Below are 24,852 nucleotides of genomic sequence, written 5' to 3'. Positions count from 1 at the left end.
GATTAGCGTTCCCGGCGGTAGCTGCCGTCGGCCTGGCGGCGGAACAGCACCTGGCTGTTGTCTGCGGTGGTGACCGACAGCGCGTTAATCACGCCGTTGGCGTCGCGTTCGATACGCACTTCCTGGCCGGCTTTCATGTTGCTCAGCGGCTTGTCGCCGCCTTCCACCTGCGCCATGGCGAACACTTCATTCACCGGCAGGTTGTTGTCGCGAAACAGCTGGGCCAGCGTCTGGCCGGGCTGGATCTGATAACGCTGCCAGTTGCCCGCCGGCGCAGTTTCGTTGGCAGACGTGGTGCCGCCGTTTTGCAGTTCGGCCTGCAGCGGCACGCTGGTTTCCTGCTGAGATACCGGGAACGGCTGTCTTTCGGGCGAGTAAGGCCACAGCAACGCCAACAGCAGAATGATGCCGAAGATCAGCACCCAGCGGCGGTGGAAGTAGGGCAGCGGCTCCATCCAATGGAAACCGTCCGGCAGATGCCAGACTTTGGCCAGCAGCGCTTTGACCTGTTGCATTTTGTCGTTGGCCGACGGCGGTTCCGATGGCGGCTCCGCGCCTTCAGACGCTGGTGCGGCGCCCGGTTTCAGGCGCTGGCTGACGTTCAGCCAGGTGCGCAGCAGCGGCTGGTAGATGCGGGTGGTTTTCCTTCTCCTGGGCGCGATTCTGCCCATGGTGACCTCTCTTCGACGGCGTAATAATTAGCGCGGCGCGACAAACGCGTCGCCTGCCCGATATCCTGCTTTCAGTATAGTCCGCTAACTGATTGAAGTGAAAGGCGGCTGAGCGGCAGAGCCGAGGTTTGCGGCTGCGGGCGTTAACAGAAGGTTATTGTTTCTTTTTCTACGACAAAAGTCATCATTCTCCACACAAGATTTTACCCGGCATTGACGCGCTGTTATGCTGCGCTTTCGACTTTTTACAGACTTAAGGAAAACCCCATGACAACCCCTTCTTTTGACAGCGTTGAAGCGCAAGCAAGTTACGGGATTGGTTTACAGGTCGGCCAGCAGCTGCAAGAGTCCGGGCTGGAAGGTTTGCAACCGGAAGCTTTGCTGGCGGGTCTGCGTGACGCGCTGGAAGGGAATGCCCCGGCGGTTCCGGTAGACGTGGTGCACCGTGCGCTGCGTGAAATCCATGAGCGTGCAGACGCGGTGCGCCGCGAGCGCCAGCAGGCGATGGCCGTTGAAGGCCAGAAGTTCCTGGACGACAACGCCAAACGCGACGACGTGACGCTGACCGAGTCCGGCCTGCAGTTCTCCGTGCTGGAGCAGGGCAACGGCCCAATCCCGTCCCGTCAGGATCGCGTGCGTGTGCACTACACCGGTCGTCTGATCAACGGCGACGTGTTCGACAGCTCGGTTGAGCGCGGCCAGCCGGCGGAATTCCCGGTCAGCGGCGTGATCCCAGGCTGGATCGAAGCGCTGACCCTAATGCCGGTCGGCTCCAAATGGCAGCTGTATATCCCGCACAACCTGGCCTATGGCGAGCGTGGTGCTGGCGCGTCCATCCCGCCGTTCAGCGCGCTGGTGTTCGACGTCGAGCTGCTGGAAATCCTGTAATCCCACCGAGGATTGCTCTGGGCGCCTTCGCGGCGCCCTTGTTTTATGCGCCGCGCAGCGCGCGCGGGAACAGCAGATTGTTCTCCAGACTGATGTGTTCCATCAGATCGCCGATGAACTCGTCGATGCCGTTGTACAGCGCTCGCCAGGTGGTGCAGGCGCCCTCCGGCGGCGTGACATTATCGGTGAGGAACTTCACCACCTCCAGTTGCTCGCCCGCCTCGTCATGTTCATGTTCCATCACCGAAATAGGTCCGGCGGCCTGTGGCCCCATCCCCTGTTTGATCAGCGGGAACAGGATCTGCTCCTCTTTCATCATGTGATTCTCCAGATCCAGGCGGATCAGGTTCAGCTGCTTCGCCAACCCGCGCGGGCAGGCGGGTTTGTCGCCGTGCACGCGTTCAACTTTTTCCGCCATCAGCACCAGTTCGGCCAGCTGTTCTCGGTGCCGCTGATGAAAGCGCGGCAGAATGTAGTCGATCACTTCATCGAGCGGGGCCGTGCGCCAGTCACGGTTTTGTACCGGCGTGGCGGCCAGAGCGGCCAGTTCGTTCTCCAATCTGTCGATATCCAGGCCTTTGCGCTCGGCGGCGCGTTCCAGCGACTGTCGGCCGCCGCAGCAGAAATCCAGCTGGTGTTGGCGAAAAAGACGGGATGCCCGGGGAATGGCGATAGCGAGCGCGCCAAGGGATTGGTTGCGGTAATCCATGGTAGTGCCTCTTTAAACGAAGGAATTTTATAACATGTATTTTAAATGCAATTTAAAGGGCGCGCCAGCGGGAAAATAGCGAAGATGGCCGGGGGATTGCCCCGGCCTGGCGATTATTTTGCGCTTAAATCGATGCGATAGACCGCGAATCCGATGCGGTCATTGCCTTCGGCGGTCATCGGGTATTGGGCGTGCTCTTTGATAAACGCCGTCGCTTTGTCCGATGGCGAGGTCTCGAAGCGGATATCCAGCGGCTGCTTGCTGCTGAAGGTCGCCAAACGCCAGTTGTTGTCTGCTTGCGGATGCACTGCGCCACGCCGTTTGGTTTCGGCGCTGATGTAGGCCGCCAGCACCGAACGATTCTCATCCGGCGAAGCGAAGGCGATATGTTGGTCGCCGGTACCGGCAAATTTGCCGCCGTAGGCGCGGTAGTTGTTGGTGGCGACCAGGAAGGTGGCGTTCGGATCGATCGGCTTGCCGTTGAAGGTCAGCTGCTTGATACGCTCCGCCTTATCGTTGATCAACTGGCATTCGCCGTCATAGCGCGCCGGCTGGCTGACGTCGATCTGGTAATTGACGCCGTCGATCACGTCGAAGTTATAGGTGCGGAAGCCGTCCCAGTTGATCAATCCTTGCGGCTTGGCGTTATTGACGTCTATCTGGTTGAACTGACCGGCGGAGCACTCCAGCCACTCTTTCACCTCTTTGCCGCTGGCCTTCACCACCACCAGCGTATTGGGATAGAGATAGAGATCGGCGGCGTTGCGGAAGGTGAGCTGGCCCTTTTCCACTTCGACGAAGCTGGCGGGATCGTTCTTGCGGCCGCCGACCTTGAACGGCGCCGCCGCCGACAACACCGGCAGATCGGCAAGATCCGGGTCGCCCTGGATGTAATGTTCGACGTAGGCCTTCTGCGCATTGTTGACGATTTGCACCGTCGGATCGCCCTGCACCAGCGCCAGATAGCTGTACATGTTGCCGTCGGATTTGCCGATCGGCTGGCTGACGAACTCGCGCGTGCCCTTGTGATCGTCCGCCAATACTTTCACCAGCGCGGCGTCTTCAGCCGCCAGCGATTTCTTGTTCTCTTTGTCGTAGATCGGCCGCGCTTCCGCTTTGGCGGCGGTCACTTTCCAACTGCCGCCATCGTTGTTGAGCTGCAGGTCGACCACGCCGAGATGATCGCCCCACTGGCCCGGCATGACCGCCGGTATGCCGTTCAGCAGGCCCTTATCGATATCCGCGCCTTTGATGTTGGCGAAGTCCTTGCTCGGGAACACCGCATGGGCGTGACCGAACATGATGGCGTCGATGCCCGGCACCTGGCTGAGGTAATAGACCGAGTTTTCCGCCATCGCCTTGTAAGGCTCGCTAGACAGCCCGGAATGCGGGATCGCCACCACCAGATCGGCGCCCTGTTTACGCATTTCCGGCACATAGCGCTTGGCGGTGGCGGTGATGTCGTCCACCGTCACTTTGCCCTGCAGGTTAGCTTTGTCCCATACCAGGATCTGCGGCGGCACGAAGCCGATGTAGCCGATGCGCAGCGTATGCGCCTTGCCGTCGCGGTCTTTCACCGGCGTATCGACGATGATGTACGGCGTGAACAGCGGTTTTTGCGTTTTGGCGTCGAGGACGTTGGCGTTGATATACGGGAATTTGGCGCCGGCGATGGCGTTCTTCAGGTAATCCAGCCCGTAGTTGAACTCATGGTTGCCGATGTTGCCGACCACATAGTCCAGGGTGTTCATCGCCTTGTAGACCGGGTGCACGTCGCCCGGCTTCAACCCCTTGGCCGCCATGTAGTCGCCGAGCGGGCTGCCCTGAATGATGTCGCCGTTGTCCACTAACACCGCGTTGGTGGCCTGCTGGCGCGCCTGTTGGATCAGACTGGCGGTGCGCACCAGGCCGAATTTGTCGGTCGGGGTGTCCTTGTAGTAATCGAAGTCCATCATATTGCTGTGCAGATCGGTGGTTTCCAGCACGCGCAGATCGACGGTCGCCGCCTGCGCCGAGGCGCACACCAGCAGCGCAAGCGCGGACAGCCTCAGTGGATGCTTCATCATTGGGGGTCTCTCCATTCCATTATTCGAGTGTTATCGCAGAGGGAAATGTAATTAACATTGCTTGCCACAGCAAACTGTGAAGTTTGACAGAAAACGGCGGTAGGTAACGCGGGGAAGTTCACAGTTGCGCCCTACAAGATCTGAGCAATTCCCGAGGCTTAGGCGGTTGAGATGGATATTCGGCGCAAAAAAAACTAGTCTGCTAGCAGAGACAGAGGGAAATTTCCCACGGAGATGCGGAGTTGAGGTGCATGATGTTAGAGCGAATTTGCCAACTGTCCCGCGAGGCGGGGGCGGCGATCATGGCGGTGTACGATGGTGAACAACCGCTTGATGTCGCACAGAAAAAAGATGACTCACCGGTGACGGCGGCCGATCTGGCGGCGCACCATATCATCAAGCGCGGCCTGGCGGCGCTGACGCCGGAGGTGCCGCTGCTGTCGGAAGAGGATCCGCCGGCGTGGGAAGAGCGCCGCAACTGGACGCGCTACTGGCTGGTCGATCCGCTGGACGGCACCAAAGAGTTTTTGCATCGCAATGGCGAGTTCACGGTCAATATCGCCCTGATTGAAGACGGGCAGGCGGTGATGGGCGTGGTGTATGCCCCGGCGATCGACGTGTTGTATCTGGCGGAGCGCGGCAAGGCCTGGAAAGAAGAGAAGGGCGTGCGGCAGGCGATCGGCGTCAGCAACGCGCATCCGCCGCTGGTGGTGGTGAGCCGCTCGCATATCGACGACGAACTGAAAGACTATCTGCAGCAGCTGGGCGAGCACCAGACCGTGTCCGTCGGTTCTTCGCTGAAATTCTGCCTGGTGGCGGAAGGCAAGGCGCAGCTCTATCCGCGCTTCGGGCCGACCAACATTTGGGATACCGCCGCAGGGCATGCGGTGGCGGTGGCCGCCGGGGCGCAGATTCACGATTGGCAGGGCAAGCCGTTGCTTTACACCCCGCGTGAATCCTTCCTCAACCCCGGCTTCCGGGTTTCGCTGTTCTGAGTTAGTTCGCCAACAGCTGGTGCAGCTTGGACATCACCTGCTGCACCTCTTCCGGCGTCAGCGCGCCGTCTTTGGCGAACTGGATGCGCCCTTGCTTATCCAGCACCACAATAGCTGAGCCTTTCGGCTGCAGATCCCAGGCTTTGCGCACGTTGCCGTCGCTGTCGACGATAAACTGCGACCACGGGAACTCCTTCTTGCTGTCTTCAATGCTGCTGCGCACGAACATCGCGGTGCCCATCAGGGCATCGTCGGTGTTGACGATTGTCGTCGTTTGGTAACGATCGTGTGGTAGCTTCGCCTTCTTGATCGCTTCAATCAGTGGGTCGTTCATGTCTTTGGCGGAGCTGCGGCCGGCAATATGTTGTATCACCCGCACTTTTCCACTGAGCTGCGCGCTGTTCCAGTTTTGGTAGCTAAAATTACCGTCAGCGTAATTGAGTTCTCCTTTGTCGCTGACGCCGACCGGCGCCACGCGCTGCTGGAGCTGGAAGTTGTGTGCGGAAGCGAAAAGCGGGGCGAGCAGCAGGGATACCATCAGCATGCGACTTGTTTTCATGCTTTCTCCTTGTAATGGGGGGAATTTGTGCGACAGCACTTCGACAGCCTAAAGCATAGGATGTGATAAGAGGTCTGTCCTGTTAACCGGATCGCAGATTTTCCCTTGGTTCGCTAATCATCAGATTTTGAAGGGATATCCTGAAAACGTTATAAATTATCATATACAATTCTGTCAAAAAGTGTAAATCCAGCGTAGATCACCGGGCGAAAGTGAACGTTCTGGTCTTTACTGGGTCTACTACATGCAATCAAGTTGCGTTCTGAATTTCGAGGCTGCCACCTTTGGCGGCTCGCTGAGCGCATGGATCAACGGGAGGAGCGTAAAAGAATGAGAATCTTCCAGCGTTATAACCCTTTGAAAGTGGCAAAGTACGTTAAGACCCTGTTTCGCGGAAGGCTGTATATCAAGGACGTAGGCGCATTTGAATTCGACGAGGGGAAAATCCTGCCGCCGAAGATTCGCGACAAGCGCCATTTCAGTGTGATGTCTGAAGTGAACCGCCAGGTGCTGCTGTTGCAGGCCGAGTTCGGTTGAACACCATGCTGACAGCTGAAAAAAATGCGGCCCCGATGGGGCCGCTGATGTTTTTGCCGGCTGGCATCAAGCCGCCGGGGTGTCTTCCGGGGCTTTCGGCAGTACCGCCGCCGGTTTGTCGCTCAGCCGGGTGACCAGCAGCTGGTCTATCTTGTAGCTGTCGATATCCACCACTTCAAACTTGTAGCCGGCGTATTTGACGAAGTCGGTGCGTTTCGGGATCTTGCGCAGCATATACATCATAAAGCCGCCGATGGTCTCGTAGTTACCCGCCTGCGGGAATTCGTCGATATCCAGCACGCGCATCACGTCGTCGATCGGCGTGCCGCCTTCAATCAGCCATGAGCTTTCGTCACGCGCTACGATCTGCTCTTCCTGACCCTGGCCGACCAGGTCGCCCATCAGCGTGGTCATCACGTCGTTAAGGGTAATGATGCCCACCACCAACGCATATTCATTGAGGATCACCGCGAAGTCTTCACCGGCGGTCTTGAAGCTTTCCAGCGCTTCAGACAGCGTGAGGGTGTCCGGGACGATCAGCGCCGAACGGATCTGCACGCCGCTGCTCAGCACCAGGCTCTGGTTGCCCAGCACGCGGTTCAGCAGGTCTTTGGAGTCGACGTAGCCGACCACCTGATCGATATGGCCGTCGCACACCAGGAACTTGGAGTGCGGGTGGGTCGAGACTTTCTCCTTAATGCTCTCTTCGCTTTCGCGCAGATCGAAGTACACCACGCTTTCGCGCGAGGTCATCGAAGACGGCACGGTACGCGATTCCAGTTCGAACACGTTTTCAATCAGTTCGTGCTCCTGCTTGCGCAGCACGCCCGCCAGGGCGCCGGCTTCCACCACCGCGTAAATATCATCGGAAGTGATGTCGTCCTTGCGCACCATCGGCAGTTTGAACATGCGGAAGATCAGGTTGGCCATGCCGTTGAAGAACCACACCAGCGGGCGGAAGATCATGATGGAGAAACGCATCGGGTTGATGATCCGGACGGCGACCGTCTCTGGTGCAATCATACCGATGCGCTTCGGGGTCAAATCGGCGAACAGGATAAACAGGCTGGTCACCAGCACGAAGGAGCAGATGAAGCTGACCTGTTCCGCCAGTTCGGGGGACAGGAATTTAATAAAGAATTGTTGGAAGGTGCCGGAAAAAGCCGCGTCGCCGACGATACCGCCGAGGATGGCCACGGCGTTCAGGCCGATCTGCACCACGGTGAAGAAGATGCCCGGAGTTTCTTGCAGTTTAAGCACTCTGGCGGCGTTGACGTTGCCTTCGTCCGCCATCAGCTTCAGTTTGATCTTGCGCGAGGCGGCCAGAGAGATTTCCGACAGTGAGAAGAACGCACTCACCGCGATCAGAAAAAGAATCAGTAAAATACTGTTTAACATAATCTATCCATACGTGCCGACGGGATGCCGGCGCTCTTGAGGAAGGGTAGTACATAGTAAAAAAAGCAGCGATAACAACCAGAAGGGAAGCTATCGGGCCGCAGAAGCGGCCCGCATAGTATAGCAGTTGCCCCACAGGGGCCGCCAGCGGTTAAAAAAGTGCCGCCGGCCGGCATCGGATCAGCCCTGCGGCGGCAGGCAAACGCCGATGCCGCCCAGCCCGCAGTAGCCTTCCGGGTTCTTGAACAGGTACTGCTGGTGATCGTCTTCCGCGTAATAGAACGGCAGCGCCGGCGCGATCTCGGTGGTGATGACGCGCTTGTCGCCCGCCGCGTCCATCGCCTGCTGGAAGCGCTGCAGGCTGCTTTCGGCTTCGGCCTGCTGTTCCGGGCTCAGCGTATAGATCGCCGAGCGGTACTGCGTGCCGACGTCGCCGCCCTGGCGCATGCCCTGCGCCGGATCGTGATTTTCCCAGAACAGCTGCAGCAGCTGTTTGTAGCTGACGACCTGCGGATCGAACACCACGCGCACCACTTCGGCATGGCCGGTCTGGCCGCTGCATACTTCACGGTAGGTCGGGTTCGGCGTGTAGCCGCCGCTGTAGCCGGCGGCGGTGCTGTAGACGCCCGGCTGTTGCCAGAACAGGCGCTCTACGCCCCAGAAACAGCCCATGGCGAAGATCGCCACTTCCATGCCTGCCGGCACCTGGGTCATCGAGTGTTCGGTGACCACGTTGAGCGTTGCGACAGGCATTGGCGTGGTGCGGCCAGGCAGCGCGCTTGCCTTATCGACGGTTTGTGATTTATCAAAAAATGGCACCACGGTTGACTCCTGTTGTCACAGTAAGAATTGACCCTACATGGCGGCGGTTCGGTTGTATCTCACCGCGTCTTTGCCCACAATAAGTGGCAAGTTGGATTTTGTATAAGCTTAACGCAGTATTTTGAGCGCCAAAAGTGAAGAATTCGCCTGTTGCGCGGCGGTGGCAAAGCGCGGCGGGCGGCGTCCGGAACGAGGCTGAAGAGGGCTGCCGTCATGATAGCGCGGAGTCTGCCCTGGCCCCGGAGCGAACACCATAACAGGAAAGTAAAATCAATAAGGAGAACACGTGCCAAAGTACCCGGTCATGTGCTTGATAGCTGTGTTGCTTGCAACACCTGCAGCCTACGCGGCGAACGTGCGGTTGCAGGTGGAAGGGTTAAGCGGAGAATTGGAAAAAAACGTCCGGGTGCGGCTGTCGTCGATCACGCCTGAAGAAGTCGGCACCGACGGCCGTTTTCGCGCGCGGGTGGATGAGGCGGTGCGCCAGGGGCTGCGCGCGCTCGGCTATTACCAGCCGACCATCGAGTTTACGCTGGACGACAGGCCGGGGATGTCGCGCCCGGTGCTGCATGCCAAGGTCAATCCGGGCGAACCGGTGCGCATCGCCGGCGCCAACATCGTGCTGGAAGGCGGCGCAAAGACCGATGAGGACTACCTGGCGCTGGTAAAGAAGGACCGGCCGACCATCGGCGAGATCCTCAACCACGGCAAGTATGACAGTTTCAAAGGCTCGCTCACCGGCCTGGCGCTGCGCAAAGGCTACTTCGATGCCGACATGACCAAAAGCCAGCTCGGCGTGGCCGAAGATCTGCACAAGGCGTTTTGGGATATCGATTTCAACAGCGGCGAACGTTATCGCTTCGGCAAGGTGAAATTCACCGGTTCGCAAATCCGCGAAGACTATCTGCAAAATCTGGTGCCCTTTCATCAGGGGGATTACTACAGTTCGGAGGATTTGGCCGAGCTGAACCGCCGTTTGTCCGCCACCAACTGGTTTAACTCGGTGGTGGTGTCCCCTGATTTCAACGATGCCAAAGAGAACAAGATTTTGCCGTTGGACGCGCTGGTGACGCCGCGCACGCGCAACACCGTCGAAACCGGTATCGGTTACTCCACCGACGTCGGCCCGCGGGTGAAAGGCACCTGGAAAAAGCCCTGGCTCAACGATCGCGGGCATAGCCTGGAAACCAGCGCCAGCGTGTCGGCGCCGGAGCAGCAGCTGGATCTGACCTACAAGATCCCGCTGCTGAAGAATCCGCTGGAGCAGTATTACCTGCTGCAGGGCGGGCTCAAGAACGTCAATCTCAACGACACCAAATCCGTCACCTCCAAAGTGGTGGCCTCGCGCAACTGGGATCTCTCCAGCGGCTGGCAGCGGGCGATCAACCTGACCTGGCGCTGGGATAACTTTACCCAGGGTAACGTCAGCAACACCACCATGCTGTTGTATCCCGGCGTCAGCTTCAACCGCACCCGTTCGCGCGGCGGCCTGATGCCGACCTGGGGCGACAGCCAGCGCTACTCCATCGACGTCTCCGACACCACCTGGGGCTCCGGCGTGGACTTCGCGCTGATGCAGGCGCAGAACGTCTGGATCCGCACCCTGGCCGACAAGCACCGTTTCGTGGCGCGCGGGCAGGTGGGATGGATTGAAACCAACGATTTCGACAAGGTGCCGCCGGATCTGCGTTTCTTCGCCGGTGGTGACCGCAGCATTCGCGGCTACAAGTACAAAGACATTTCGCCGCGCGATGACGACGGCAAGCTGACCGGCGCCTCCAAGATGCTGACCGGATCGCTGGAGTACCAATACAACGTGACCGGCAAATGGTGGGGGGCGATGTTCGTCGACTCCGGTGAAGCGGTGAACGATATCAAGCAGAGCAACTTCAAAACCGGCGCCGGTGTCGGCGTGCGCTGGCAGTCGCCGGTGGGGCCGGTGAAGCTGGATATCGCCGCGCCCGTGGGGGACAAGGACACCCACGGGATGCAGTTCTACATCGGTTTGGGGCCTGAACTATGAGCCTGGTTAAAAAGATTTGTCTCGGATTTCTGGTCGTCTTGCTGTTGCTGATCGGCGGTCTGGCCTTCCTGGTGGGCACCACCACCGGTTTGCATATGGTCATCAACGGCGCGGCGCGCTGGGTGCCTGGGCTGGAGATCGCCGGCGTCAGCGGCGGTTGGCGCGATTTGACGCTGAAGGGCGTGAAGTATCAGATGCCGGGCGTGACGGTCAACGCCGGGCAGTTCCACCTCTCCCTCGATCTGTCCTGCTTTAAACGCAGTTCGCTGTGCGTCAACGCCTTGACCGCTCAGGACGTGGACGTGGCGGTGAACACCAAAGAGATGGCGCCTGCCGCGCCGGTGGAGGAGAGCAGTGAGCCGACCACCAATCTCAGCACGCCTTATCCGATCACGCTGCGCCTGTTGGCGCTGAATAACGTCAAGGTCACCGTCGACGACACCGCCATCTCTCTGGCCGAGTTCCGCACCGGTGCACACTGGCAGGAGCGCGCGCTGACGCTGATGCCCACCAAGATCGGCTCGCTGCTGATCGCGTTGCCGAAAACCCCGCAAAACCCGTTGCCGGAAGCGGTGCAACCGGCGGTAGAGGTGGCGAAAAAGGTCGGCGAGCAGGTTACCGACGCGGCGAAACCGGCGCCGCAGCCGGAAGAGAAGCCGCTCGGCGAAACGCTGAAGGAACTGTTCGCCAAACCGCTGTTGCCGGATCTGCCGGACATCCGCCTGCCGCTGGATATCACCGTCAAAGAGATCAGCGGCGAGCAGCTGCGCTTGACCGGCGATACCGACGTGCTGATCACGAGCCTGTTGCTGCAGGCCAGCACGCAGGACCAGCATATCCAGCTGGACAACTTCGACGTGAAATCGCCACAGGGCACGCTGTCGGTGCAGGGACAGGCGACCCTGACCGGCGACTGGCCGGTGGCCCTGACCGCCAACAGCGCGTTGAATATCGAGCCGCTGAAGGGCGAGAAAGTGAAGCTGAACATCGGCGGCGGACTGCGTGACGAGCTGAAGGTGGCGCTGAACCTGTCCGGCCCGGTCGGGGCCCAACTCGATGTGCAAACCCGGCTGGCCGAAGCCGGCCTGCCGCTGGCGCTGACGCTGCAGAGCAAGCAGCTGAAATGGCCGCTGAGCGGCGAGGCGCAGTATCAGGTCAACGATTTCCGCCTGCGCTTTAACGGCAAGGCGACCGACTACGCGCTGTCGACGCGCGCCAATCTGAAAGGCCAGGATCTGCCGCCGGCGGTGTTGACGCTGGACGGCAAAGGCAACGTCGAGCAGTTCAAGCTGGAGCGCCTGCGCCTGGCGGCGCTGCAGGGCAATACCGACCTCACCGCGCTGGTGGACTGGAGCAAGGCCATCAGTTGGAACTCGCAATTGACGCTGAGCGGCATCAATACCGCCAAGCAGTGGCCGGAATGGCCGGCGAAGCTCGACGGCAAGATAGCTACGCGCGGCAGCCTGCACGGCGGCAGCTGGCAGTTGCAGGTGCCGGTGTTGCAGCTGGACGGCAACGTGAAGCAGAACAAGGTCACGGCGCGCGGCACGCTGAGCGGCAACGCCGCCGGGCAGTGGAAAATCCCCGGCATCGATCTGACGCTGGGGCGTAACCAGCTGAACGTCAAAGGGCAGCTGGACGAGAAGAGCTGGAATCTGGACGCCAACATCGACGCGCCGCGTCTGGACGGCGCGCTGCCGGGCCTGGGCGGCACCGCCAAAGGGCTGCTGAAACTGCGCGGCAATCTGCAGGCACCGCAGCTGCTGGCGGATTTGACCGCCTCCGGCTTGCAGTGGCAGGCGCTGCGCATCAACCGCGTGAAGATCGATGGTGATGTGCGCTCCACGGATCAGATCCAGGGGCAGTTGGCGGTACGCGTCGAGCAGCTGAAGCAGGACGCGCTGGAGGTCAGCCTGCTGACCCTCGACGCCAAAGGCAGCGAGAAACAGCATCAGCTGCAGTTGAAGATCGACGGCAAACCGGTCTCCGGCCAGCTGGCGCTGCAGGGCAGCTTCGATCGTCAACAGCAGCGCTGGCGCGGCAATCTGAACAACACCCGCTTCGATACGCCGGTCGGGGAGTGGCGCCTGACGCGCGCCATCGCGCTGGACTACCTGAACACCGAGCAGAAGATCAGCGTCGGGCCGCACTGCTGGCAGAACCCGAATGCCGAACTGTGTGTGCCGAAGACCATTGAAGCAGGCCAGAGCGGCCAGGCCAGCGTGGTGCTTAACCGGTTCGACCTGGCGATGATCAAACCGTTCCTCGGTCCGGAAACCGCCCTCAGCGGCGTGTTCACCGGCCGTGCCGACGTCAGCTGGAAACCGGGCGGCGCGCTGCCGGAGGCGAAAGTCACGCTGGCCGGCAACGGCGTCAAGGTGGTGCAGCAGGTACAGGGCAACGCGCTGCCGATCGCCTTCGATACGCTGACCCTCAACGCCGGGCTGAACAACGGCCGCGCGCAGGCCGACTGGCGGATCAAACTGACCAACAACGGCCAGTTCGACGGCAACATCCAGGTGGCGGATCCGCAGGTGCGGCGCACCATCAGCGGCAACGTCAATATCACCAACATCTCGCTGGCGCTGATCAACCCGGCGCTGATGAAGGGCGAAAGCGCGGCGGGCATGCTGAACGCCAACCTGCGCCTGGGCGGCAGCGCGCAGAAGCCGCTGGTGTTCGGCCGCCTGGCGTTGGATCGGGCGAAGGTGCAGGGGCACTGGATGCCGTTCGACATGACCGATGCGCGGCTGGCGGTGAATTTCAACGGCATGACCTCGACGCTCGAGGGGCTGCTCAGCACCACGCGCGGCCAGCTGAATCTGGCGGGCGACGCCGACTGGCGTGACATCAATGCCTGGCGTGCGCGCATCGCCGCCAAGGGCGACAAGCTGCGGGTGACGGTGCCGCCGATGATCCGCATCGACGTGTCGCCGGATCTGGTGTTCGAAGCCACGCCGCAGCTGTTCTCGCTCAACGGCAAGGTCGATATTCCCTGGGCGCGCATCACGGTGCAGGAGCTGCCGGAAAGCGCGGTGGGCGTCTCTTCCGACGAAGTGATGCTGGACGACCAGCTGAAGCCGATTCAACCGAAGACCGCCTCGATTCCGATCAACAGCAACCTGATGATCCACGTCGGCAACGACGTGCGGCTGGACGCTTTCGGCCTCAAAGCCCGCCTGAAGGGCGACCTGAAGGTGGTGCAGGACAAGAAAGGGCTGGGCCTCAACGGCCAGATTGACATCCCTTCCGGTCGATTCCATGCTTATGGTCAGGATTTGATCGTGCGTAAAGGGCAGCTGATGTTCTCCGGTCCGCCGGATCAGCCGCTGCTCAACATCGAGGCGATCCGCAACCCGGAATCCACCGAGGACGACGTGACCGCCGGCGTGCGCGTGACCGGCCTGGCGGATGCGCCGAAGCTGGAAGTGTTCTCCGATCCGGCCAAATCGCAGCAGGAAGCCTTGTCTTATCTGCTGCGCGGCCAGGGTTTGAGCAGTTCCGGCGCCGACGGCAACGCCATGACGTCGATGTTAATCGGCATGGGGGTTGCACAAAGTGGTCAACTTGTGGGTAAAATCGGCGAGGCATTCGGCGTGAGTAATTTGGCCCTGGACACTCAGGGGGTTGGCGACAATTCCCAGGTTGTCGTGAGCGGCTATGTCCTCCCAGGCTTACAAGTAAAATATGGGGTGGGCATTTTCGACTCGCTGGCCACGCTGACGTTGCGTTATCGCCTGATGCCTAAGTTGTATCTTGAAGCGGTGTCTGGTCTCGACCAGGCATTAGATTTGCTCTATCAGTTTGAGTTTTAGCGATGCGAATAATTGTCTACGGCAGTTTACGACGCAAACAGGGAAACAGCCATTGGATGACCAACGCCCAATGGCTCGGCGAGCACGAGCTCGAAGGCTATCAGATTTATAATCTGGGCCATTACCCGGCGGCGATCCCTGGAGAGGGCACGATACATTGCGAGGTGTATCGTATTAACTCATCGATTCTGGCAGAGCTGGACGAACTGAAAAGCAACACCAAGGACTATAAGCGCGAGCTGATTCAGACGCCTTATGGGAGTGCGTGGATCTACCTGTACAAACACAGCGTGGACGGTTACCCGCGAATTACCAGCGGTGACTGGCTGAAGCGTCTCGAAGAACAGTAAGAAAAAAAACACCGCTCATTGAGCGGTGTTTTTTCATCGGACGGCGGCGAGAATTACTTCTTGGCGGCGCGTTCGAAGGAGGCGATGATTTCCGCTTTAGCCGCAGCAGCGTCTGCCCAGCCTTCCACTTTCACCCATTTGCCTTTTTCCAGATCTTTGTAGTGCTCGAAGAAGTGAGCGATCTGAGCTTTCAGCAGCTCCGGCAGGTCGTTCACGTCTTTCACGTGATCGTACTCTTTAGTCAGCTTGCTGTGCGGTACCGCAACCAGCTTGGCGTCTTCACCGGCTTCGTCGGTCATCTTCAGCACGCCAACCGGACGGCAGCGGATCACGGAACCCGGCTGCAGCGGATATGGCGTTGGGACCAGCACGTCAACCGGGTCGCCGTCCAGAGACAGGGTGTGGTTGATGTAGCCGTAGTTGCACGGGTAGAACATTGCGGTGGACATGAAACGGTCAACGAACAGCGCGCCGGTTTCTTTGTCGATTTCGTATTTGATTGGATCGGCGTTGGCCGGGATTTCGATTACTACGTAGATGTCTTCCGGCAGGTCTTTGCCAGCAGGGACCAGATTCAAGCTCATGTCGGTTTCCTTTAATCATCAAACCAGAAATGGAGTGGCGGCTATTATAGCGGACTCTTTTGCGATTTCCTGCCCTTTTCATCGTCGAAAACCCAGTGTCTCTGCGCGCGGAGAATTTCCAGATTAATCCCGCCACGGCATGAAGTTTTGCCTGCGGCTGCCGATAACTTCAACAAACAATAATGAGCCAGCAAAGCTGGCTCCGCGTTTTGCCACCCCTACTACGTCTGATCTCACTATTCTGAAGCCGGGAAGAACTCATGCTAAAAAAGATTACGGTGAAGGCTGGGCTGATCGCCCTGCTGAGCCTGATGACCATGCTGCTGATCATGGTCAGCGTTATTGGCGTCAACGCGATTAACGAAGGATCGCGCTCGATCCATACCTTAAACCAGATCCTTGGCGAAGAGCTGGGCTCGCTGGCCAACAGCTCCAACCTGACGCTGCGCGCCCGAACCGCTGCCTCGCTGGCGGTGCGCCAACGGGAGATCGGCCAGACTGATGTCTCCGACGCGACCGTCGGCCGCATCTACGGCTACCTCGAGCAGTCGAACAAGGAAATGGCGCGCTTTGTCGGCGTCGGCACCGTGACCGATCGCGGCCGCGAACTCTCCAACCGCCTGCAAAACAGCTATCGCGCCTATCTGGAACAGGGCGTGAAGCCGATGGCCGCCGCCATCAAGGCCGGCAAGATCGATGAGTATTACCATATCCAGGAGACGCGCATCTCCGCATTGAGCATCGCGTTTGAAAAGGATCTCACCGATTTCCGCAGCTTCGCCATGAAGCTCGGCGCCCAGCAGGTGCATGACGCGGAAAGCAACGCCAGCACCAAGATCTCGCTGATCGTGGTGGCGGGCCTGCTGAGTGTGCTGCTGGCGGTGCTGGCCTGGTTCGCGCTGCGCGTGATCATTCTGCGCCCGTTGGACGAGTCCATCGCGCAGCTGGAACACATCGCCGGCGGCGATCTGACCCATGAGATCCGCGGCGAGGGCGATACCGAAATGGGGCGCCTGATACGCGCGATGCAGCGCATGCAGCGGGCGTTGGCCAGTTCGGTCAGCAAAGTGCGCGACGCCAGCAGCCAGATCGACACCGGTTCACGCGAACTGGCGGCCGGCAACCTGCACCTGGCGCAGCGCACCGAAGAATCGGCCGCCTCGCTGGAAGAGACCGCCGCCAGCATGGAGCAACTGACCTCGACGGTGAAAATGAACGCCGAGAACTGCGAACAGGCCAACCAACTGGCGCTGAGCGTGTCCGATATCGCCAACCAGGGCAGCGACGTGGTCAGCCAGGTGATGAGCAAGATGCAGGCGATCACCGACAGTTCACGCCGCATCGCCGATATCATCAGCGTGATGGACGGCATCGCCTTCCAGACCAATATCCTGGCGCTGAATGCGGCGGTGGAAGCGGCGCGCGCCGGTGAACAGGGCCGTGGCTTCGCGGTGGTGGCCGGCGAAGTGCGCAATCTGGCGCAGCGCAGCGCCCAGTCGGCGAAAGAGATCAAAGGGCTGATCGAAGCGTCGCAGAACCGGGTGCAGGAAGGCGAGCAGATGGTGGAGTCGGCGGCGCAGACCATGAGCGGCATCACCGGCGAAGTGGGCCGGGTGACGGCGTTGATGCGTGAGATCTCGGCGGCGACGCGCGAACAAAGCAGCGGTATCGAACAGGTGAACCTGGCGGTGGCGCAGATGGATCAGGTGGCGCAACAGAATGCGGCGCTGGTGGAGGAGTCTGCGGCGGCGACGCGCTCGCTGGAAGATCAGGCTCAGCTGCTGGCGCAGAGCATGGCGGCGTTCAAGCTGTAAGGTGATAAGGGTTCGGCAAGGCGCCGAACCCTGGCAAAAAACGCGTTACTCGTCCGGGTTTTCGGCGATGAAGCGTTCTGCGTCTTCTACCATCGACTTGGTGCCGACGAAGAATGGCGCGCGCTGGTGCAGTTTCACCGGCGTGATGTCCAGAATGCGGTTTTTACCGTCGCTGGCCTTACCGCCGGCCTGTTCGGCCAGGAACGCCATCGGGTTGCATTCGTACAGCAGGCGCAGCTTGCCCTGTGGGTGGCTGGCGGTGCTTGGGTAGATGTAGATGCCGCCTTTCAGCAGGTTGCGGTGGAAGTCCGCCACCAGAGAACCGATGTAGCGCGAGGTATAAGGGCGCTGCGTCGCTTCGTCCTGCTCCTGGCAGTACTTGATGTATTTCTTCACGCCGAGAGGGAACTTGATGTAGTTGCCTTCGTTGATGGAATACATGTTGCCGCTCGCCGGGAAGCGCACTTTCTCGTGAGAGAGACAGAACACGCCCAGAGACGGGTCGTAAGTGAAGGCGTGGACGCCGTAACCGGTGGTGTACACCAGCATGGTGGACGAACCGTAAACCACATAACCCGCTGCGACCTGGGCGCTGCCCGGCTGCAGGAAGTCTTCTTCGGTCACCGGCGTGCCGACCGGCGTGATGCGACGGTAGATAGAGAAAATCGTACCGACCGAGACGTTGACATCGATGTTGGACGAACCGTCCAACGGATCCATCAATACGACATACTTGGCATTTTCAGCACGCTCGCCGTCGAATATCACGATTTCATCTTCTTCTTCGGAAGCGATACCCGCAACTTCACCGCGCGCTTTCAACGCCGCTTTCAGTTTTTCGTTCGCGTACAGGTCCAGTTTCATCTGAACTTCGCCCTGTACGTTGGACACCCCGCTGGTTCCCAGAATATCAACCAGGCCGGCCTTGTTGATGTCGCGGTGGATGATTTTGGCGCCCAGTTTAATGGCAGAAAGTAACGCGGTCAGCTCGCCGGTGGCGTGCGAGAAGTCGTGCTGTTTCTCGACGATAAATTCGCCTAACGTTTTCATGACACAATCCCTGAATCTACGGATGGATAGCGGCCTGTTAACAAACCGCCAACGTTTTCGCGTGCAGTGTAGCCCAAAGATGCGCGCCATTCATAGGCAAATCCATTTCTTCTGGACGATTCTGAGCGTTAGAATATGCCGACATTCGATGCACTCACATGAGAAACCTATGCGCATTCACATTCTTGGGATCTGTGGCACCTTTATGGGCGGGTTGGCGATGCTGGCGCGCTCACTGGGGCATGACGTCACCGGTTCGGACGCCAACGTCTATCCGCCGATGAGCACGCTGCTGGAGAACCAGGGGATCGATCTTATTCAGGGTTATGATCCAGCCCAGCTGGATCCGGCGCCGGATCTGGTGATCATCGGCAACGCCATGACGCGCGGCAACCCGTGCGTGGAGGCGGTGCTGGAGCGTGGCATCCCTTACGTTTCCGGTCCGCAGTGGCTGCACGACGCCGTGTTGCGCGATCGCTGGGTATTGGCGGTCGCCGGCACCCACGGCAAAACCACCACCGCCGGCATGGCGACCTGGATCCTCGAGGCCTGCGGCTACCAGCCCGGCTTCGTCATCGGCGGCGTGCCGGGCAACTTCGACGTTTCGGCCCGCCTCGGCGGCAGCCCGTTCTTCGTCATTGAAGCCGACGAGTATGACTGCGCGTTCTTCGACAAGCGCTCCAAATTCGTGCATTACAGCCCGCGCACGCTGATCATGAATAACCTGGAGTTCGACCATGCCGACATCTTCGACGATCTGAAAGCCATCCAGAAACAGTTCCACCATCTGGTGCGTCTGGTGCCGGGCAAAGGCAAGATCATTCTGCCGGACAACGACAGCCACCTGAAACAGGTGATGGCGATGGGCTGCTGGAGCGAGCAGGAGCTGGTGGGGGAAGAGGGCACCTGGCGCGCGCAGAAGCTGACGCCGGACGCCAGCCATTACGCGGTGTTCCTCGACGGCGAGCAGGTCGGCGAAGTGAACTGGGCGCTGGTGGGCGAGCACAACATGCATAACGGCCTGATGGCCATCGCCGCTACCCGCCACGTCGGCGTGCAGCCGGCGGACGCCTGCCGCGCATTGGGCGATTTCATCAATGCCCGCCGCCGCCTGGAGCTGCGCGGCGAAGCCAACGGCGTCACCGTTTACGACGACTTCGCGCACCACCCGACGGCGATCCTGGCCACCCTGGCCGCGCTGCGCGGCAAGGTAGGCGGCACGGCGCGCATTCTGGCGGTGCTGGAACCGCGCTCCAACACCATGAAAATGGGCATCAGCAAAAACGATCTGGCGCCTTCGCTCGGCCGCGCCGACGAGGTGTTCCTGTTCCAGCCGCATCACATTCCGTGGCAGGTGGCGGAAGTGGCGGATGCCTGTGTGCAACCGGCGCACTGGAGTGCGGATCTCGACACGCTGGTGGACATGGTGGTGAAAACCGCACAGCCGGGCGATCACATTCTGGTGATGAGCAACGGCGGTTTTGGCGGCATTCACGATCGCCTGCTGGACGCGCTGGCGAAAAAGCAGGAACCGAAGGTGACCTACTGATCGCTTAGCCGCATCAGCCAACACAGGGGCCGCATTCGCGGCCTTTTTTTTACACCCATAAAAAAGCCCTCGCGAGCGAGGGCAACGGGGTTCGTCGGATAGGACGACGAGAGGGTCTCTGGGAAATCGGCGTTTGCGTCAGAACTCGGCAGTGGCAGTGACGAGGGTAATCAGCTCTGCAAAGCCGTTCCCAGAGTTGTTATTTGTAAATCTCGGCGGTGGCGTGGTAGTTGCCTTCGTTACGCGCTTCGATTACGCGGTAGGCGGTCGCGCCTTTCGCGTCGGCTTTCTCCGACAACGCCTGGCGAATGTCGGTCGGCGCGCCGTCGATGCCGCTGACGGTAATGGTGCCGATAGATTGCAGATTGGCGGTCTGATCGTTAGTCACCAACTGGGCGGCGGAGGCGCCGAAGGAGATGACGGACAGCAAACCGAGTGCAGCAACAGTAGTTTTCATGTTCATGATAGCGATCCTTGGTCATAACAGCCTGGAAGGGCTTGGCAGCGATTTTTATTCTTGAAGGCCGTTATGACAGCGTTTGGTTCCAGAGATGTATTGCCCGTTGCCGGGTAATGCCGGTACTTATTTGTAGATTTCAGCGGTTGCGTGGAAGTTGCCGTCGTTACGCGCTTCAATCACGCGGTAAGCGGTCGCCCCTTTGGCGTCGGCTTTATCGGACAGCGCCTGACGAATGTCGGAAGGTGCAGCGGCGACGCCGCTCACAGTGATCACGCCGGCGGGCTGCAGTTTTGCGGCCTGGGTTGCATCAACAGATTGTGCTGCGAATGCGCCGAAGGAAAGCATGGACAGAACGCTCAGGGTTGCAACGGTAGCTTTAATTTTCATCATCTCACCTCATCGTATTCTTTTATCAGTTCTAACGAACTGTGACTTAGTTCACGGAAATGAGTATACAGCTAGTAACGCGAAAAATTAATAGTTCGCTAACAGTTGCTAGTGAAACTTTAAACCGATGAACCTTCTTTTTTATAACCGTAAGGAATAAAAAACGCTTATAAAACGATCTTTCGATGTTAATTTTATGTAATTTCAATGAGGTAAGTGCTTTTGACCAAAAGTGCGGAAGATCACAGTGGGTACTGCTGGCTACATGGATATGTCATGGAAATGTGTTGTGGCGGGATAAAAAAGCAGTGTTAAACGCGGTTGAGGGCCGAGAAGGTAACGCAGGGGTTAAAGAAGCGCTAACAAAATGCGGACGGTAGCCGCACTTTGTTAGCGCCAGGTTTCACAGCTCTTGCTCGAACACGCCCAGGATCGCTTCATGCAGCTTCTGAGCGGTAAAGCCGCTGGACGGGGTGACGAAAATCGTGTCGTCGCCGGCGATAGTGCCAAGGATGCCCTGGGATTTGCCCAATGAGTCGAGCAGGCGGGCGATCAGCTGTGCGGCGCCGGGGCTGGTGTGGATCACCACGACGGCGTCGTTATGGTCGACGTCCAGCACCAGGTTCTTTAGCGGGCTGGTAGTGGTCGGCACGCCGAGTTCGGCCGGAAGGCAATACACCATTTCCATTTTGGCATTACGCGTACGTACCGCACCGAACTTGGTCAGCATGCGCGATACTTTGGATTGGTTAATGTTTTCGAAGCCTTCTTCTTGCAGCGCCAAAACGATCTCGCCTTGAGAACTGAATTTTTCTTCTTTCAATAACGCTTTGAACGTCTTGATCAGATCTTCCTGTTTTGCGGGATTACGCATTTTGCACCGTGGAAAGTTGATAGTGGAAGTCATGATTATGCATATAGATGAATTTTTATGCAATAGAGGCCGACCCAAAGAAAATAAACATGACCGGGCGGCGAGGAAAGGGCGGCATTTTAACAAAATCCGGCCGCGATGAATATGCCCTTTTGATGACGGAAAATCGGCCCGCAGTAGTAAATAAAATGTTATTAAAATGATGTTGTTCTGATGTTGCGTAAGGGTGTAATGTAACGGCCGGTTAACTTGCTCGTGAATAACCTCGCATTATTTTTGATTAGTGTGCGCTATGCCCTTCATGCGTAAGCGATTTAATCTAAAATGGGCGCGACAGCGGCCATTTTATTACACTGGCAGGCAAGAATTGGCTAATTTATTGTTTTTAAAGGTGTAATAATTTAAGGTCCGTAACCAACACATTCACGGCGCTTTATATATTTAAGATAATAAAGGAGTATAGGATGAAAGTTGCAGTTCTCGGTGCTGCTGGCGGTATCGGCCAGGCCCTCGCCCTTCTACTCAAAACCCAGCTTCCTTCAGGTTCTGAACTCTCTCTCTACGACATTGCCCCCGTTACCCCAGGCGTTGCCGTCGACTTAAGCCACATCCCAACCGCAGTTAAAATCAAAGGCTTCAGCGGCGAAGACGCGACCCCGGCTCTGCACGGCGCGGACGTGGTGCTGATTTCCGCCGGCGTGGCCCGTAAGCCAGGCATGGATCGCTCCGACCTGTTCAACGTTAACGCCGGCATCGTGCGTAACCTGATTGAGCAAGTGGCGAAAACCTGCCCGAAAGCCTGCATCGGCATCATCACCAACCCGGTAAACACCACGGTCGCCATCGCGGCGGAAGTGCTGAAAAAAGCCGGCGTTTACGACAAAAACAAACTGTTCGGCGTGACCTCGCTGGATATCATTCGTTCCAACACCTTCGTGGCCGAGCTGAAAGGCAAGCAGCCTGAAGAACTGAACGTGCCGGTGATCGGCGGCCACTCTGGCGTGACCATCCTGCCTCTGCTGTCGCAGATCCCAGGCGTGAGCTTCACCGATCAGGAAGTGGCGGATCTGACCAAACGCATTCAGAACGCCGGCACCGAAGTGGTGGAAGCCAAAGCCGGTGGCGGATCTGCAACGCTGTCCATGGGCCAGGCGGCTGCACGTTTCGGCCTGTCTCTGGTGCGTGCGCTGCAGGGTGAGAAAGGCGTGGTGGAATGCGCTTACGTTGAAGGCGACGGCAAATACGCTCGCTTCTTCGCGCAGCCGCTGGTGCTGGGCAAAAACGGCGTTGAAGAACGCAAAGATATCGGCACCCTGAGCGCCTTTGAACAAAAAGCGCTGAATGAGATGCTGGACGTGCTGCACAAAGATATCGAGCTGGGCGAGAAGTTCATCAATAACTGATCGTCGCCGCGAGTCAGCCGATAAACGCCGCCGGACGCTGTTCCGGCGGTTTTTTTTGCCCTGCGTTCACGACTTGATGCGCGCTTTGCGATCCAGCAGGCAATCGCTGTGCGGATCATAATAGCGGCTTGGCCAGATCTCCGAGGGGTGAACGCCTATCGCTTCGGCGATCAGCCATTCTCCTTTCGGCCATGGGCGCGACAGCGCGTTGGCCAGCGTTGATGAGCTTAATCCTGCCTTGCGTGATACCGCCGCCAGCGTGGTGCCCTGCTTGCGTAACGCCGCGATGATGTCTGCCGTGTGCCAGTCCTGCTTCCTTGAATTCATGTTTACATTCCTTTTCTGATTAGCCAAAGTTGCGTTAGTGGTATAACTAACGGGTCGAGGTTAGGCGTTTGAACAACGTGAAACGCTTATTCGGAAATCAGAATACCATTAAATTTCCCAAAAATGACCCAATCAGTTTCCAAATAAATGACTTTGCCCACTATTGCCCAGAGATAATGGCTATGAAAAACGAGTGGTTTGCCGCCAAGGAGCTGACAGGCATCGCAGGATTACCTTCCTCACCACAGGGAATCAATCTGATGGCCCGGCGCGAAGGCTGGACCAGCCGCAGGCGCCAAGGCGTGCAGGGAAAAGCGTTGGAGTATCATATCGACAGCCTGCCGGCAGGCGCGCGCAATCTGCTGATGCTGAGGGAAGACGGGGCGGCATATGACCTGGAGCGCCAGGATCCGTTGTCGGTTTGGATCGAGTATTACTACCATCTGACGGAAAGCGAGCGCGAAAAAATGGTGGCTTTCCTGATGCGGGAAGGGATCGGCGGCCTGCTGGCGCGCATCGACGAAGAAAACGAGAGGTAGTCAGGCCCGTGGGCGCGGGCCTGATGAGAACGTTAAGAAACCCAGGTTTCTTAAAATTCGCGCTGTACCGCCAGATGGGCCAGGCCTTCCAGCGCCGTGCGGTGCTCCGAGGCCGGCAAGACCTGCAGCGCGGCGATCGCCTTGTCGGCTTCCTCTTCGGCGCGTTGGCGGGTGTATTCCAGCGAACCGCATTGCTGCATCGCCTGCAATACCGGCTCCAGCAGGTGGCGGCCGTTGCCTTGCTCAATCGCGCCTCGGATCATCTCACGCTGCGCGTCGTCGCCGTTGTGCATCGCGTGCAGCAGCGGCAGGGTCGGTTTCCCTTCGTTCAGATCGTCGCCGGTGTTTTTACCGAGGGTGCTGCCGTCGGCGCTGTAATCGAGCAGATCGTCGATCAGCTGGAAAGCGGTGCCGAGGTAGCGGCCATAATCTTGCAGCGCCTGCTCTTGCTCGGCGCTGGCGCCGGACAGGATCGCCGACGATTGCGCCGCCGCTTCAAACAGACGGGCGGTTTTGCTGTAGATCACCCGCATATAGTTTTCTTCGCTGATGTCAGGATCGTGCACGTTCATCAACTGCAGCACTTCACCTTCGGCGATGACGTTGACCGCCTCCGACATCAACGCCAGCACGCGCAGTGATTCCAGGCTGGTCATCATCTGGAAGGCGCGGGTATAGATAAAGTCGCCGACCAGCACGCTGGCCGCATTGCCGAACGCGGCGTTGGCGGTGGCTTTGCCGCGGCGCATGTCCGATTCGTCGACGACGTCGTCATGCAGCAGCGTGGCGGTATGAATGAACTCGATCAGGGCGGCGACGGTGACGTGCTTGTTGCCTTCATACCCCAACGCTCGCGCCGCCAGGACGGCGATCATCGGCCGGATGCGCTTACCGCCACCGCTGATAATGTAATAGCCAAGCTGATTGATGAGCGTGACATCGGAATTCAGCTGTTCGAGAATTGTTGCGTTCACGGCCGCCATATCTTGCGCGGTTAACTCGGTAATTTGCTCTAGGTTCATTGTATTTTTT

23 protein-coding genes are annotated in these 24,852 nt (G+C 58.9%); 10 read left to right on the top strand and 13 right to left on the bottom strand.

Annotation, left to right across the window (positions count from 1 at the left end; translation table 11 throughout):
- Positions 1-2: 2 nt before the first annotated feature.
- Positions 3-671, bottom strand: a complete 669-nt coding sequence (locus AAIE04_RS22870) for an OapA family protein (RefSeq protein WP_154747207.1) — start codon at positions 669-671, stop codon at positions 3-5.
- Positions 672-938: 267 nt separating this feature from the next.
- Here AAIE04_RS22870 and bamJ point away from each other — a divergent pair, with 267 nt between their 5' ends.
- Positions 939-1,559 (top strand): BamJ family beta-barrel-assembly machinery protein, encoded by a 621-nt coding sequence (bamJ, locus tag AAIE04_RS22865; protein WP_004933618.1) that lies wholly within the window; start codon positions 939-941, stop codon positions 1,557-1,559.
- A 43-nt stretch (positions 1,560-1,602) separates the two neighbouring features.
- Here the strand turns inward: bamJ and ytfE are convergent, their stop codons facing one another.
- A complete protein-coding gene (ytfE, locus tag AAIE04_RS22860; RefSeq protein ID WP_019453367.1) occupies positions 1,603-2,268 on the bottom strand; it encodes an iron-sulfur cluster repair protein YtfE in 666 nt (221 codons plus the stop codon).
- 113 nt (positions 2,269-2,381) lie between these two features.
- Positions 2,382-4,334: a bifunctional 2',3'-cyclic-nucleotide 2'-phosphodiesterase/3'-nucleotidase gene (locus tag AAIE04_RS22855; protein WP_498577721.1), complete on the bottom strand. Its 1,953-nt coding sequence runs from the start codon at positions 4,332-4,334 to the stop codon at positions 2,382-2,384.
- Between the two features lie 254 nt (positions 4,335-4,588).
- Between AAIE04_RS22855 and cysQ the strand changes: the two genes are divergently transcribed.
- Positions 4,589-5,329 carry a 3'(2'),5'-bisphosphate nucleotidase CysQ gene (gene cysQ, locus AAIE04_RS22850; protein WP_033644177.1) on the top strand — a complete coding sequence of 247 codons (741 nt, stop codon included), beginning with the start codon at positions 4,589-4,591 and terminating at the stop codon, positions 5,327-5,329.
- Between the two features lies 1 nt (position 5,330).
- Here the strand turns inward: cysQ and AAIE04_RS22845 are convergent, their stop codons facing one another.
- Positions 5,331-5,888, bottom strand: a complete 558-nt coding sequence (locus AAIE04_RS22845) for a YtfJ family protein (RefSeq protein ID WP_025159587.1) — start codon at positions 5,886-5,888, stop codon at positions 5,331-5,333.
- Between the two features lie 330 nt (positions 5,889-6,218).
- On the opposite strand from AAIE04_RS22845, the gene AAIE04_RS22840 reads away from it, so the two are divergent.
- Complete coding sequence (locus AAIE04_RS22840; RefSeq protein WP_019453363.1) at positions 6,219-6,425, top strand: DUF1107 domain-containing protein; 207 nt, start codon at positions 6,219-6,221, stop codon at positions 6,423-6,425.
- A gap of 66 nt (positions 6,426-6,491) precedes the next feature.
- Here the strand turns inward: AAIE04_RS22840 and paeA are convergent, their stop codons facing one another.
- The gene (gene paeA, locus AAIE04_RS22835; protein WP_038879165.1) at positions 6,492-7,823 is read right to left on the bottom strand and encodes a polyamine export protein PaeA; all 1,332 of its coding nucleotides are present in this window, start codon (positions 7,821-7,823) and stop codon (positions 6,492-6,494) included.
- Positions 7,824-8,003: 180 nt separating this feature from the next.
- A complete protein-coding gene (gene msrA / locus AAIE04_RS22830) occupies positions 8,004-8,642 on the bottom strand; it encodes a peptide-methionine (S)-S-oxide reductase MsrA (protein ID WP_086012758.1) in 639 nt (212 codons plus the stop codon).
- Positions 8,643-8,949: 307 nt separating this feature from the next.
- Between msrA and tamA the strand changes: the two genes are divergently transcribed.
- The 3 genes from tamA to AAIE04_RS22815 are packed head-to-tail and all read left to right on the top strand — an operon-like array spanning position 8,950 to position 14,833.
- Positions 8,950-10,668 (top strand): autotransporter assembly complex protein TamA, encoded by a 1,719-nt coding sequence (tamA, locus tag AAIE04_RS22825; protein ID WP_198635868.1) that lies wholly within the window; start codon positions 8,950-8,952, stop codon positions 10,666-10,668.
- Entirely contained in the window at positions 10,665-14,483 is a 3,819-nt protein-coding gene (tamB, locus tag AAIE04_RS22820) for an autotransporter assembly complex protein TamB (protein ID WP_198635723.1), read from the top strand. The genes tamA and tamB overlap by 4 nt, the downstream gene beginning before the upstream one ends.
- 2 nt (positions 14,484-14,485) lie before the next feature.
- The gene (locus AAIE04_RS22815) at positions 14,486-14,833 is read left to right on the top strand and encodes a gamma-glutamylcyclotransferase family protein (protein ID WP_025159589.1); all 348 of its coding nucleotides are present in this window, start codon (positions 14,486-14,488) and stop codon (positions 14,831-14,833) included.
- Positions 14,834-14,886: 53 nt separating this feature from the next.
- On the opposite strand, the gene ppa is transcribed toward AAIE04_RS22815, so the two are convergent.
- Positions 14,887-15,417, bottom strand: a complete 531-nt coding sequence (ppa, locus tag AAIE04_RS22810; protein WP_004933594.1) for an inorganic diphosphatase — start codon at positions 15,415-15,417, stop codon at positions 14,887-14,889.
- 260 nt (positions 15,418-15,677) lie between these two features.
- On the opposite strand from ppa, the gene AAIE04_RS22805 reads away from it, so the two are divergent.
- On the top strand, positions 15,678-17,231 hold the full coding sequence (locus AAIE04_RS22805) for a methyl-accepting chemotaxis protein (protein WP_019453357.1): 1,554 nt from the start codon (positions 15,678-15,680) through the stop codon (positions 17,229-17,231).
- 45 nt (positions 17,232-17,276) lie between these two features.
- Here the strand turns inward: AAIE04_RS22805 and fbp are convergent, their stop codons facing one another.
- Positions 17,277-18,281, bottom strand: a complete 1,005-nt coding sequence (gene fbp / locus AAIE04_RS22800) for a class 1 fructose-bisphosphatase (RefSeq protein ID WP_004933587.1) — start codon at positions 18,279-18,281, stop codon at positions 17,277-17,279.
- Positions 18,282-18,450: 169 nt separating this feature from the next.
- On the opposite strand from fbp, the gene mpl reads away from it, so the two are divergent.
- A complete protein-coding gene (gene mpl / locus AAIE04_RS22795) occupies positions 18,451-19,830 on the top strand; it encodes a UDP-N-acetylmuramate:L-alanyl-gamma-D-glutamyl-meso-diaminopimelate ligase (protein WP_033636810.1) in 1,380 nt (459 codons plus the stop codon).
- A 199-nt stretch (positions 19,831-20,029) separates the two neighbouring features.
- Here mpl and yhcN (AAIE04_RS22790) read toward each other — a convergent pair whose 3' ends face one another.
- The 3 genes from yhcN (AAIE04_RS22790) to argR all read right to left on the bottom strand — a co-directional run bounded on the left by yhcN (AAIE04_RS22790) (position 20,030) and on the right by argR (position 21,551).
- Positions 20,030-20,293, bottom strand: a complete 264-nt coding sequence (gene yhcN, locus AAIE04_RS22790; protein WP_004933578.1) for a peroxide/acid stress response protein YhcN — start codon at positions 20,291-20,293, stop codon at positions 20,030-20,032.
- A 120-nt stretch (positions 20,294-20,413) separates the two neighbouring features.
- The gene (gene yhcN / locus AAIE04_RS22785) at positions 20,414-20,677 is read right to left on the bottom strand and encodes a peroxide/acid stress response protein YhcN (RefSeq protein ID WP_004933574.1); all 264 of its coding nucleotides are present in this window, start codon (positions 20,675-20,677) and stop codon (positions 20,414-20,416) included.
- A gap of 403 nt (positions 20,678-21,080) precedes the next feature.
- On the bottom strand, positions 21,081-21,551 hold the full coding sequence (gene argR / locus AAIE04_RS22780) for a transcriptional regulator ArgR (protein WP_016929335.1): 471 nt from the start codon (positions 21,549-21,551) through the stop codon (positions 21,081-21,083).
- A gap of 464 nt (positions 21,552-22,015) precedes the next feature.
- Here argR and mdh point away from each other — a divergent pair, with 464 nt between their 5' ends.
- Positions 22,016-22,954 carry a malate dehydrogenase gene (gene mdh / locus AAIE04_RS22775; protein WP_004933569.1) on the top strand — a complete coding sequence of 313 codons (939 nt, stop codon included), beginning with the start codon at positions 22,016-22,018 and terminating at the stop codon, positions 22,952-22,954.
- 66 nt (positions 22,955-23,020) lie between these two features.
- On the opposite strand, the gene AAIE04_RS22770 is transcribed toward mdh, so the two are convergent.
- The gene (locus AAIE04_RS22770) at positions 23,021-23,281 is read right to left on the bottom strand and encodes a helix-turn-helix domain-containing protein (protein ID WP_019453353.1); all 261 of its coding nucleotides are present in this window, start codon (positions 23,279-23,281) and stop codon (positions 23,021-23,023) included.
- A 182-nt stretch (positions 23,282-23,463) separates the two neighbouring features.
- Between AAIE04_RS22770 and AAIE04_RS22765 the strand changes: the two genes are divergently transcribed.
- The gene (locus tag AAIE04_RS22765; protein ID WP_498577736.1) at positions 23,464-23,820 is read left to right on the top strand and encodes a DNA-binding protein; all 357 of its coding nucleotides are present in this window, start codon (positions 23,464-23,466) and stop codon (positions 23,818-23,820) included.
- A gap of 50 nt (positions 23,821-23,870) precedes the next feature.
- On the opposite strand, the gene ispB is transcribed toward AAIE04_RS22765, so the two are convergent.
- Positions 23,871-24,842: an octaprenyl diphosphate synthase gene (gene ispB / locus AAIE04_RS22760; RefSeq protein ID WP_019453351.1), complete on the bottom strand. Its 972-nt coding sequence runs from the start codon at positions 24,840-24,842 to the stop codon at positions 23,871-23,873.
- Positions 24,843-24,852 lie beyond the last annotated feature (10 nt).

The sequence above is a fragment of the Serratia sp. Ae19-1 genome (genome assembly GCF_059801225.1).
The sequence above is the reverse complement of the archived record's forward strand: the minus strand, read 5'-3'. Positions and strand labels throughout refer to the sequence as shown.

Bases quoted from the DNA above. Each gene is read 5' to 3' on its own strand.
- AAIE04_RS22870 (WP_154747207.1), bottom strand. From the start codon at position 671: ATGGGCAGAATCGCGCCCAGGAGAAGGAAAACCACCCGCATCTACCAG.
- bamJ (WP_004933618.1), top strand. From the start codon at position 939: ATGACAACCCCTTCTTTTGACAGCGTTGAAGCGCAAGCAAGTTACGGG.
- ytfE (WP_019453367.1), bottom strand. From the start codon at position 2,268: ATGGATTACCGCAACCAATCCCTTGGCGCGCTCGCTATCGCCATTCCC.
- AAIE04_RS22855 (WP_498577721.1), bottom strand. From the start codon at position 4,334: ATGATGAAGCATCCACTGAGGCTGTCCGCGCTTGCGCTGCTGGTGTGC.
- cysQ (WP_033644177.1), top strand. From the start codon at position 4,589: ATGTTAGAGCGAATTTGCCAACTGTCCCGCGAGGCGGGGGCGGCGATC.
- AAIE04_RS22845 (WP_025159587.1), bottom strand. From the start codon at position 5,888: ATGAAAACAAGTCGCATGCTGATGGTATCCCTGCTGCTCGCCCCGCTT.
- AAIE04_RS22840 (WP_019453363.1), top strand. From the start codon at position 6,219: ATGAGAATCTTCCAGCGTTATAACCCTTTGAAAGTGGCAAAGTACGTT.
- paeA (WP_038879165.1), bottom strand. From the start codon at position 7,823: ATGTTAAACAGTATTTTACTGATTCTTTTTCTGATCGCGGTGAGTGCG.
- tamA (WP_198635868.1), top strand. From the start codon at position 8,950: ATGTGCTTGATAGCTGTGTTGCTTGCAACACCTGCAGCCTACGCGGCG.
- tamB (WP_198635723.1), top strand. From the start codon at position 10,665: ATGAGCCTGGTTAAAAAGATTTGTCTCGGATTTCTGGTCGTCTTGCTG.
- AAIE04_RS22815 (WP_025159589.1), top strand. From the start codon at position 14,486: ATGCGAATAATTGTCTACGGCAGTTTACGACGCAAACAGGGAAACAGC.
- ppa (WP_004933594.1), bottom strand. From the start codon at position 15,417: ATGAGCTTGAATCTGGTCCCTGCTGGCAAAGACCTGCCGGAAGACATC.
- AAIE04_RS22805 (WP_019453357.1), top strand. From the start codon at position 15,678: ATGCTAAAAAAGATTACGGTGAAGGCTGGGCTGATCGCCCTGCTGAGC.
- fbp (WP_004933587.1), bottom strand. From the start codon at position 18,281: ATGAAAACGTTAGGCGAATTTATCGTCGAGAAACAGCACGACTTCTCG.
- mpl (WP_033636810.1), top strand. From the start codon at position 18,451: ATGCGCATTCACATTCTTGGGATCTGTGGCACCTTTATGGGCGGGTTG.
- yhcN (WP_004933578.1), bottom strand. From the start codon at position 20,293: ATGAACATGAAAACTACTGTTGCTGCACTCGGTTTGCTGTCCGTCATC.
- yhcN (WP_004933574.1), bottom strand. From the start codon at position 20,677: ATGAAAATTAAAGCTACCGTTGCAACCCTGAGCGTTCTGTCCATGCTT.
- argR (WP_016929335.1), bottom strand. From the start codon at position 21,551: ATGCGTAATCCCGCAAAACAGGAAGATCTGATCAAGACGTTCAAAGCG.
- mdh (WP_004933569.1), top strand. From the start codon at position 22,016: ATGAAAGTTGCAGTTCTCGGTGCTGCTGGCGGTATCGGCCAGGCCCTC.
- AAIE04_RS22770 (WP_019453353.1), bottom strand. From the start codon at position 23,281: ATGAATTCAAGGAAGCAGGACTGGCACACGGCAGACATCATCGCGGCG.
- AAIE04_RS22765 (WP_498577736.1), top strand. From the start codon at position 23,464: ATGAAAAACGAGTGGTTTGCCGCCAAGGAGCTGACAGGCATCGCAGGA.
- ispB (WP_019453351.1), bottom strand. From the start codon at position 24,842: ATGAACCTAGAGCAAATTACCGAGTTAACCGCGCAAGATATGGCGGCC.